This is a genomic window from Rhizobacter sp. P1_G5 (assembly GCF_056405435.1).
Map to the genome: position 1 here is coordinate 1 of NZ_JBFUCB010000188.1, position 9,698 is coordinate 9,698.

Here is a 9,698-nt window from a genome sequence, read left to right on the forward strand (position 1 = left end):
GGCAAGTGGCAGTCGGTCGGCCGCCTCGACCTGAACACCGAGGGCCTGCTGCTGTTCACGAACTCCGGCGAACTCGCCAACCAGCTGATGCATCCGCGCTTCGGCGTCGAGCGCGAGTACGCGGTGCGCGTGCTCGGCACGCTGGAGGAGGGCGACAAGACCAAGCTGCTGAACGGCGTGATGGTCGAGGGCCAGATCGCGGGCTTCAAGTCGATCGTCGACGGCGGCGGCGAGGGCGCGAACCACTGGTACCGCGTCGTCATCACCGAGGGCCGCAACCGCGAGGTGCGCAAGCTGTTCGACACGGTCGGGCTGACGGTGAGCCGGCTGATCCGCATCCGCTATGGCACCGTGGTGCTGCCGCGCGGGCTGAAGCGCGGCGTCTGGGTCGACCTCGAGGAAGGCGACGTGCGCACGATCCGCCGGCTGGCCGGCGGTGGCGAAGGCCAGCGGCGCGAAGGCAATCCGCAGCAGCCGCGCCAGGAGGGCCGCGGCGAGAGCCGTGGCAACGAAAATCGTGGCAACGACAACCGCGGCGGCAATGACCGCGGCCGTGGCAACAACAACGGCCAGAACAAGCCGCGCAACGAGCGCGACGCCCAGCGCCCGAACGACCGCCAGGACCGGGGGCCACGCGGCAACCGGGGCGGCGGCCAGAACCAGCCTCAGCAGCAGCCTCAACAGATGCCGGCCCAGGCGCGCGAGCGCCAGCCGGATGACTTCGACCGCGACGACGACGGCCTGGACTTCGATCCGTCCAAGATCCCGAATCCGCTGGAGCAGACCTTCGACAAGCGTTTCGTGCAGAAGCCGCGCACGCCTGCGGGCGGTGCCGGCTTCGGCCGCGGCGGCGGCGGCTTCGGCCCGGGCGGCAGTGCGCCGCCGCGGCCGAACCAGCCGAAGAAGGGCGGCGGGCCGCGCGAGCCGGATCCGCTGCAGACCTCGATGGGCTATCTCGGTGCCGATGCCTTCCACCGCCGTGGCGGCAAGGGGGGTGGCGGCCGCGGCGGCAACCGGGGCGGCGGCGGCGGTGGGTTCGGCGGGGGTGGTGGTGGCGGAGGAGGGGGTGGATATGGCGGCGGCGGTGGCGGCGGTGGTCGCCGCGGCGGCCGTTGAGCCCCCTTCAAGCGATACAATCCGAAGCTTTGCCAAGTGCTTGATTCAGGAGAAAAATCATGGCGATCGAACGTACTCTTTCCATCATCAAACCCGACGCCGTCGCGAAGAATGTGATCGGCCAGATCTATGCCCGCTTCGAAGGCGCAGGCCTGAAGGTCGTGGCCGCGCGGATGGCCCACCTGTCGCGCGGTGAAGCCGAAGCGTTCTACGCGGTGCACAAGGCCCGTCCGTTCTTCAAGGACCTGGTCGACTTCATGATCTCCGGCCCGGTGATGATCCAGGCGCTGGAAGGYGAGGGCGCGATCGCGAAGAACCGCGACCTGATGGGCGCCACCGACCCGAAGAAGGCCGAGAAGGGCACGATCCGCGCCGACTTCGCCGACAGCATCGACGCCAATGCGGTGCACGGCTCCGACGCCCCGGAAACGGCGGCTGTCGAGATCGCGTTCTTCTTCCCGGGCATGAACGTCTACTCGCGCTGAGCGAGTAACGTCCCCTCTCGACGGAGGCTGGCATGAGTCTCACCAACCTCCTCGAGTTCGACCTCGACGGGCTCGCTGCCTACTGCGAGCGGCTCGGCGAGAAGCGTTTTCGTGCGACCCAGCTGTTCCGCTGGATCCACCAGAAGGGCGCGTCGGATTTCAATGCGATGTCCGACCTCGCCAAATCCTTGCGCGACAAGCTGGCGGGCGTCGCCTGCGTCGCGCCGCTTGCGGTCGTCAGCGAGCAGGCCTCGACCGACGGCACCATCAAGTGGCTGTTCGACGTCGGCGGCGGCAATGCCGTCGAGACGGTGTTCATCCCCGAAGACGACCGCGGCACGCTGTGCGTGTCGTCGCAGGCCGGCTGTGCGGTCGGCTGCCGCTTCTGCTCGACCGGTCACCAGGGCTTCAGCCGCAACCTCACCACCGGCGAGATCGTCGCCCAGCTGTGGTTCGCCGAGCACCACCTGCGCCGCCGCCTGCACCTGGCCGCCGGCGAGCGCGCCATCACCAATGTCGTGATGATGGGCATGGGCGAGCCGCTGCAGAACTATTCGGCGCTGGTGCCGGCGCTGCGCGTGATGCTCGACGACCACGGCTACGGCCTGTCGCGCCGCCGCGTCACGGTGTCGACCTCGGGCGTCGTGCCGATGATCGACCGCCTGCGCGACGACTGCCCGGTCGCACTGGCCGTCTCGCTGCATGCGCCGGACGACGCGCTGCGCGACGACCTGGTGCCGCTGAATCGCAAATACCCGATCGCCGAGCTGCTCGAGGCCTGCAACCGCTACCTCGACAAGGCGCCGCGCGACTTCATCACCTTCGAGTACTGCATGCTCGACGGGGTGAACGACACGCCGGAGCACGCACGTGCGCTGGTGCGCATCAGCCAGGCGGTGTCGTGCAAGTTCAACCTGATCCCGTTCAACCCGTTCCCGCAGTCCGGCCTGAAGCGTTCGCCGCGCGAGCGCGTGAGCGCCTTCGCGCAGGTGCTGCAGGAAGCCGGCGTCGTGACGACCGTGCGCAAGACGCGCGGCGACGACATCGACGCCGCCTGCGGCCAGCTCGCCGGCGAGGTGCAGGACCGCACGCAGGCCCACAAGCGCATGACGCGTGCACCGATCCGCGTGCACCGCCCTGTCACCGAATCTGCAGACATCACATCACGCTCGAAGGAGGGCCGTTCATGACCTGGGGACGTCGTTGCTTGTCGATCACGCTGGCCTTTGCGGCTCTCTCTGCGTTGCTCGGAGGCTGTACCACCACGACCACCGTGAACGGAGTCGAGCAGGCGCCCCGCGACCGGACCACCGCGTCCGATGAAACCGAGGCCGGCAAGCGGGCGCGGGTGCGCATGGAGCTCGCGAGCGCGTATTTCGCGCGCGGCCAGATGACCACGGCGCTCGATGAAGTGAAGCTCGCGCTGCAGGCGCAGCCCAACATGACCGAGGGCTACAACCTGCGCGGCCTGATCTACGCCGGGCTGAACGACGATGTGATGGCGCAGGAAAGCTTCCGCCGCGCACTCGAGCTGAGCCCGCGCGACGGCGACACGCTGCACAACTACGGCTGGTACCTGTGCCAGCAGAAGCGCTTCGACGAAGCCTTCCCGCTGTTCGAGCAGGCGATGACGGCACCGCAGTACACCGGCAACGTCCGTTCTCTGCTGGCCAAGGGCGTGTGCCAGGCGCGCGCCGGCCAGTGGCCGGAGGCCGAGGCGACACTGCTGCGCGCCTACGAGCTCGATGCGGCCAACCCCGCGACCGGCGTCAACCTGGCCGAAGTGCTGCTGCGCCGCGGCGACCTGGATCRGGCGCGCTTCTACATCCGCCGCGTCAACTCGGTGGCCGATCAGTCGAGCGCGCAGACGCTGTGGCTGGCCGCGCGCATCGAGAACAAGCTCGGCAACCGGCAGGGCGTGGTCGACCTGGGGCGCCAGCTGCGCGACCGCTTCCCGCAATCGCGCGAATCGTCGGCGTTCGAACGGGGGCAGTTCGATGAGTGATCCGGTGCCGGCCGACCCCGAGGACGGCGCGTCCGCTGCCCAGGCGCCGGTGCAGCCCGCATCGACGCCCGCCGATCCGGTGACGGCGGGAACGCTGCTGCGCCAGGCCCGCCAGGCGCGCGGCCTGCACATCGCCGCGCTTGCGACCTCGATCAAGGTCGCGCCGCGCAAGCTCGAGTTGCTGGAAGCCGATCGCTTCGACGAACTGCCCGATGCCACGTTCACGCGCGCACTGGCGCAGACCGTCTGTCGCACGCTGAAGATCGATGCCGCACCGGTGCTTGCCCTGCTGCCGCAGCCGCAGGCGCACCGCCTCGACCACCTGAGCCAGGGCCTGAACGCGCCATTCCGCGACAAGCCGTTGGGCGGCGTGCCGACCGACCTGAGCTTCCTGAAGAACCCCGGCGTCATCGGCGCGCTGCTGCTGGCCCTCGCGGCCGCGGCGGTCTACCTGCTGCCCAGCGGCTGGATCGCGTCGAACCTGCCGCGCGTCTCCGAGGGCGCATCGGTACCGGCAACGCCGGCGCCGGCTGCTGCCGATGCCGGTGCGTCGGAGCCGTCGGCCCTGATGCCGCCGGTGTTGCCGCCGAACACGGTCGTCGAGACCGTCACCTTGCCCGCGGCTTCCGCACCTGCCATCGTGCCGGCCGTACCGTCGGTCGCGCCTTCCGCGATGGCGGCCCCGGCCCCGGCGTCGGCCCCGCCGGCCGCGGCGCCCCGTGCCACCTCCGGCGCGCTGCTGCTGAAGGCCACCGCCGAATCCTGGATCGAGGTGATCGACGGCCGCGGCACCGTGCTGGTGTCGCGTTCGCTGCAGCCCGGGGAATCCTTGGGCCTGGACGGGGCTTCCCCGCTTCACGTCAGAATCGGGAACGTTTCGGCCACCACGGTTACTTACCGGGGCCGCGCGGTGACCATGTCCCCCACGCGCGACAACATCGCCAAGTTCGATCTCGAGTAAGCCATGACCGCCATCTCTTCCCCGTCGGCCTCCCCCTCGGCCGCCCCGTCAGCCCTGCTGCTGGACGAGGAGTTCATCGAACCGGCCCGGCCGGTGCAGCGCACCACCGTCCAGGCGCAGGTGCGCTGGGGCGCACGTACCGTGACGATCGGCGGCGGCGCACCGGTGCGGGTGCAGTCGATGACCAACACCGACACGGTGCAGGTGATCGAGACGGCGATCCAGGTGAAGGAACTGGCGGTCGCCGGCTCCGAGATGGTGCGCATCACCGTCAACACGCCCGAGGCGGCCGCGGCGGTGCCGCACATCCGCGACCAGCTCGACCGCATGGGCATCGACGTGCCGCTGATCGGCGATTTCCACTACAACGGCCACAAGCTGCTCACCGAGCACCCGGCCTGCGCCGAGGCGCTGTCGAAGTACCGCATCAACCCCGGCAACGTCGGCAAGGGCGACAAGCGCGACAAGCAGTTCGCCCAGATGATCGAAGCCGCCGCGCGCCACGACAAGGTGGTGCGCATCGGCGTCAACTGGGGCAGCCTCGACCAGGAACTGCTCGCACAGATGATGGACGAGAACGGCCGCCGCGCCGAGCCGTTCGAGCCGCAGCAGATCATGTACCGCGCGATCATCACGTCGGCGATCGAATCGGCGAAGCGCGCCGAGGAGATCGGCCTGCGGCGCGAGCAGATCGTGCTGTCGTGCAAGATGTCCGGCGTGCAGGATCTCGTCAGCGTCTACCAGGCGCTCGCGAAGCGCTGCGACTACCCGCTGCACCTGGGGCTCACCGAGGCCGGCATGGGCACCAAGGGCACGGTGGCCTCGTCCACCGCGCTCGCGCTGCTGCTGCAGCAGGGCATCGGCGACACGATCCGCGTCTCGCTGACGCCGCAGCCCGGCGAGGCGCGCACGCAAGAGGTCGTGGTGGCGCTGGAGGTTCTGCAGTCGCTCGGCCTGCGCGCGTTCAACCCGAGCGTCACCGCCTGCCCCGGCTGTGGCCGCACGACCAGCACCACCTTCCAGGAACTGGCCAAGCAGATCGACGACTACCTGCGCGAGCAGATGCCGGTGTGGCGCGCCCGCTATCCGGGTGTCGAGTCGATGAAGGTCGCCGTGATGGGCTGCATCGTCAACGGCCCGGGCGAGAGCAAGCATGCCGACATCGGCATCAGCCTGCCGGGCAACGGCGAGGCGCCGGCCGCGCCGGTCTTCATCGACGGCGAGAAGGCGCTGACGCTGCGCGGCGAGCGCATCGCGCAGGAGTTCCAGACACTGGTCGAGGACTACATCGAGAAGCGCTTCGGCTCGGCCACCGCCCAGCATTCGACCGTGGCGGCCTGACGCGTTTCCCACGCGTTGCCGGTCGCCGCACCCGCATTGCCGCAGCCGCCTTCGGGGCGGCTTCCCGTCCATTGATCCAAGGTTTCCATGGCTGACACCAAGCAAGCCGCCCTCCAGGCCGTGAAGGGCATGAACGACATCCTGCCGGCCAGCGTGCCGCGCACCGAGAAACTGCCCGATGCCGGGCTGTGGCTGTGGTTCGAGACGACGGTGCGTTCGGTGCTGGCGCGCTACGGCTACCAGTACCTGCTGACCCCGATCGTCGAGCCGACCGCGCTGTTCGTGCGGGGCCTGGGCGAGGTCACCGACATCGTCGAGAAGGAGATGTATTCCTTCACCGATGCGATGAACGGCGACCGCCTGACGCTGCGCCCGGAAGCCACCGCGGGCATCGTGCGCGCGATGGTCGAGCACAACGCGTTGTACAACGGCCCGCTGCGCGTCTGGACGCTGGGCCCGATGTTCCGCCACGAGAAGCCGCAGAAGGGCCGCTACCGCCAGTTCCACCAGCTGGACGTCGAGGCGCTCGGTTTCGCGGGCCCCGACGTCGACGCCGAACTGATCCTGATGACGCGCCTGCTGTGGCGCGAACTCGGCCTGGTCGAGGGCGAGCACGTGCGGCTCGAGCTGAACAGCCTCGGCCAGCCCGACGAGCGGCGCGCGCACCGCGAGGCGCTGGTCGCGTACTTCGAGCAGCATGCCGCCGCGCTCGACGAAGACTCGAAGCGCCGCCTGCTCAGCAACCCGCTGCGCATCCTCGACAGCAAGAACCCGGCGATGCAATCGCTGATCGAGGYGGCGCCGAAGCTGATGGACTTCCTCGGCGAGGCCTCGCTCGCGCACTTCGACACCGTGCGCGCGATCCTCGACGCCGCCGGGCTGCCGTACCGCGTCAACCCGCGCCTGGTGCGCGGCATGGACTACTACAACCTCACCGTCTTCGAGTGGGTCACCGACCAGTTGGGCTCGCAGGGCACGGTGTGCGGCGGCGGCCGCTACGACGGCCTGATCGAGCAGCTGGGCGGCAAGCCGGCGCCGGCGGTGGGCTTCGGCCTCGGCATCGAGCGGCTGCTGCTGCTGATCCAGGCGCTGGAGCTGCCGGTGCCGAGCGCCGCGCCGCGCGCCTACGCGGTGCTGATGTCGCCGGCGGTGCTGCCGCAGGCCATGGTGACGCTGCAGGCGCTGCGCGCGGCCGGCGTGTCGGTGCAGATGCACGCCGGCGGTGGCGGCATGAAGGCGCAGTTCAAGAAGGCCGACGCGAGCGGCGCCGCCTGGGCGCTGATCTTCGGCGAATCGGAGCTGGCGGCCGGCGAGGTGGCGCTGAAATCATTGCGTGACCCGGCTGTCACACAACGCAACTTGTCGCTCTCGGGCGTATCCGAGTGGGCGGCTGAACTGCGCAACGCATAATCCCGGCTTCGTCCGAAATTTCCAACGATCCCCATGGCCACCCACCTCGACCTCGAAGAACAAGAACAGATCGACCAGCTGAAGGCGTTCTGGAACCAGTACGGCAACCTGATCACCTGGGTGCTGATCCTGGCGCTGGGGGGCTTTGCGGCCTGGAACGGCTGGACGTACTACCAACGCGAGCAGTCGGCCAAGGCCGGCATGCTGTTCGACGAACTCGGCAAGGCCGTGACGGCAGGCAACACCGACCAGGCCGGCCGCATCTTCGGCGAGATGAAGGAGCGCTTCCCGCGCACCGCCTTCGCGCAGCAGGCCGCGCTGCTCGCCGCCAAGCTGCAGTTCGAGAAGGGCCAGGCCGACGCCGCCCGCGCGAGCCTGACCTGGGCCAGCGAGAACGCGACCGAAGCCGAGTACCAGACGATCGCGCGCCTGCGCCTGGCCGGCCTGCTGCTCGACCAGAAGAAGTACGACGAGGCGCTGAAGGCGCTGGACGCCGCCACCTCGGCCGGTTTCGAAGGCCTGGTGGCCGACCGCCGCGGTGACGTGCTGCTGGCGCAGGGCAAGGCCGACGAGGCGAAGACCGCCTACAACCAGGCCTGGAAGAGCTTCGACAGCACGGTCGAGTACCGCCAGCTGGTCGAGGCCAAGCTGACGGCACTCGGCGCCGCACCGGCGGCCAGCGCTGCGGCCTCTGCCGTGGTGGGCACCCCATGAAGGGACTGACGCGCCTCGCGCTGGCGCTGATGGTCGCGGCGCTGGCCGCCTGCGCGAGCAAATCCACCCGGCCCGGCCCGACGGTGCTCGAGGAACTGACGCCGACGATCGCCGGGCGCCAGGTCTGGACGCAATCGATCGGCACGCTGAAATTCCCGCTGTCCATCGTGGCGGCCGGCGGCAACTTCATCGGCGCCAGCGATGACGGCACGGTCTACRCCTGGCGTGCCGACACCGGCCAGGAAGTCTGGCGCGGCCAGGCCGATGGCCGGCTCAGCGCCGGCGTCGGAAGCGACGGCCGCTTCGTGAGCGTCGTGACCCGCGACAACCAGCTGGTCACGCTGGATGCCGGCAAGGAGATCTGGCGCAAGCAGCTGCCGGCGCGCGTCAGCAGCGCGCCGCTGGTGGCCGGCGAACGCGTCTTCGTGATGAGTGTCGACCGCGTGGTGCAGGCCTTCGACGCGATCGACGGCCGCAAGCTGTGGAGCTTCCAGCGCCCGGGCGATGCGCTGACGCTGTCGCAGCCGGGCGTCGTGATGGCGTTCAAGGACACGCTGCTGGTCGGGCAGGGTGCCAAGCTCACCGGGCTCGACCCGCTGCGCGGCACCGTGCGCTGGGAGGTGTCGCTGGCCTCACCGCGCGGCACCAACGAGATCGAGCGCCTGGCCGACCTGGTCGCGCCGGCCGCACGCGTCGGCGACAGCGTCTGCGCGCGCGCCTTCCAGGCGGCTGTCGCCTGCGTCAATGCCGAGCGCGGCAGCCTCGCGTGGACGCGCAATGTCGGCGGCCTGCAGGGTGTCGCGGCCGACGCGGACGTGACCGTCGCGGCCGATGCCAGCGACCGCATCACCGCGTGGCGCACCGCCAGCGGCGAGGTGGCGTGGAGCGTCGAGAAGCTGCTGTACCGCAACCTGTCGTCGCCGCTGATCGTCAACAAGATGGCCGTGTTCGGCGATGTCGAGGGCTATGTGCACTGGCTCTCGACCGCCGACGGCAGCTTCAAGCTGCGCCTGCCGACCGATGGCAGCCCGGTGGTCGGCACGCCGGTGCTGAGCGGCACCACGCTGCTGGTCACGACGCACAACGGCGGCCTGTTCGCCTTCCGCCCCGAGTGAAATGACGACCACCCCCGGAGGCGCTTCGCGCCACCCCCTCAAGGGGGCGCCACCAGTGGCCCGGCAGAGCCGGCTCCACGGTGGCCGCTGGATCGAGCTGCCGTCGCACACTGCGGCGATGTTGAGGGATTTGAAATGAAACCTGTGATCGCGGTCGTCGGCCGCCCCAACGTGGGCAAGTCGACCCTGTTCAACAGGATGACCAAGAGCCGCGACGCGATCGTCGCGGACTTCGCCGGCCTCACGCGCGACCGCCACTACGGCGACGGCCGCCTGGGCGACCGCGAGTTCATCGTCGTCGACACCGGCGGCTTCGAGCCCGACAGCACCACCGGCATCGTCAAGGAGATGGCCAAGCAGACGCGCCAGGCCGTCGCCGAGGCCGATGCGGTGATCTTCGTCGTCGACGTGCGCGCCGGTGTGTCGGCGCACGACCACGACATCGCCCGCTACCTGCGCTCGGTCAACAAGAAGGTGCTGCTGGCCGTCAACAAGGCCGAGGGCATGGTCGACTCGCCGCTGCTGGGCGAGTTCTACGAGCTCGGCATGGG

The 9,698-nt window shown here is 69.7% G+C and carries 10 protein-coding genes; all 10 read left to right on the forward strand.

Going from position 1 to position 9,698, the window contains the following annotated elements:
- Nucleotides 1-1,116 (forward strand): pseudouridine synthase (locus tag AC1D12_RS14870; protein WP_477841207.1); only part of this gene is annotated, 1,116 nt, incomplete at its 5' end.
- A gap of 59 nt (nucleotides 1,117-1,175) precedes the next feature.
- Nucleotides 1,176-1,601 carry a nucleoside-diphosphate kinase gene (ndk, locus tag AC1D12_RS14875; RefSeq protein ID WP_047502508.1) on the forward strand — a complete coding sequence of 142 codons (426 nt, stop codon included), beginning with the start codon at nucleotides 1,176-1,178 and terminating at the stop codon, nucleotides 1,599-1,601.
- 32 nt (nucleotides 1,602-1,633) lie between these two features.
- On the forward strand, nucleotides 1,634-2,791 hold the full coding sequence (gene rlmN, locus AC1D12_RS14880; RefSeq protein ID WP_047502511.1) for a dual-specificity RNA methyltransferase RlmN: 1,158 nt from the start codon (nucleotides 1,634-1,636) through the stop codon (nucleotides 2,789-2,791).
- On the forward strand, nucleotides 2,788-3,606 hold the full coding sequence (gene pilW / locus AC1D12_RS14885; protein WP_477841210.1) for a type IV pilus biogenesis/stability protein PilW: 819 nt from the start codon (nucleotides 2,788-2,790) through the stop codon (nucleotides 3,604-3,606). Before rlmN ends, pilW begins: the two co-directional genes overlap by 4 nt.
- Nucleotides 3,599-4,567 carry a helix-turn-helix domain-containing protein gene (locus AC1D12_RS14890; RefSeq protein ID WP_477841212.1) on the forward strand — a complete coding sequence of 323 codons (969 nt, stop codon included), beginning with the start codon at nucleotides 3,599-3,601 and terminating at the stop codon, nucleotides 4,565-4,567. The genes pilW and AC1D12_RS14890 overlap by 8 nt, the downstream gene beginning before the upstream one ends.
- A 3-nt stretch (nucleotides 4,568-4,570) precedes the next feature.
- Nucleotides 4,571-5,908: a flavodoxin-dependent (E)-4-hydroxy-3-methylbut-2-enyl-diphosphate synthase gene (gene ispG / locus AC1D12_RS14895; protein ID WP_477827913.1), complete on the forward strand. Its 1,338-nt coding sequence runs from the start codon at nucleotides 4,571-4,573 to the stop codon at nucleotides 5,906-5,908.
- An 87-nt stretch (nucleotides 5,909-5,995) separates the two neighbouring features.
- Nucleotides 5,996-7,318: a histidine--tRNA ligase gene (gene hisS / locus AC1D12_RS14900; protein ID WP_477841214.1), complete on the forward strand. Its 1,323-nt coding sequence runs from the start codon at nucleotides 5,996-5,998 to the stop codon at nucleotides 7,316-7,318.
- A gap of 33 nt (nucleotides 7,319-7,351) precedes the next feature.
- Nucleotides 7,352-8,032, forward strand: a complete 681-nt coding sequence (locus AC1D12_RS14905; RefSeq protein WP_047502518.1) for a YfgM family protein — start codon at nucleotides 7,352-7,354, stop codon at nucleotides 8,030-8,032.
- On the forward strand, nucleotides 8,029-9,147 hold the full coding sequence (gene bamB, locus AC1D12_RS14910; protein WP_477841217.1) for an outer membrane protein assembly factor BamB: 1,119 nt from the start codon (nucleotides 8,029-8,031) through the stop codon (nucleotides 9,145-9,147). Before AC1D12_RS14905 ends, bamB begins: the two co-directional genes overlap by 4 nt.
- A gap of 135 nt (nucleotides 9,148-9,282) precedes the next feature.
- On the forward strand, nucleotides 9,283-9,698 hold a 416-nt coding region (locus AC1D12_RS14915; protein ID WP_477841219.1), incomplete at its 3' end, for a GTPase.

Bases quoted from the DNA above. Each gene is read 5' to 3' on its own strand.
- rlmN (WP_047502511.1), top strand. From the start codon at position 1,634: ATGAGTCTCACCAACCTCCTCGAGTTCGACCTCGACGGGCTCGCTGCC.
- AC1D12_RS14890 (WP_477841212.1), top strand. From the start codon at position 3,599: ATGAGTGATCCGGTGCCGGCCGACCCCGAGGACGGCGCGTCCGCTGCC.
- ispG (WP_477827913.1), top strand. From the start codon at position 4,571: ATGACCGCCATCTCTTCCCCGTCGGCCTCCCCCTCGGCCGCCCCGTCA.
- AC1D12_RS14905 (WP_047502518.1), top strand. From the start codon at position 7,352: ATGGCCACCCACCTCGACCTCGAAGAACAAGAACAGATCGACCAGCTG.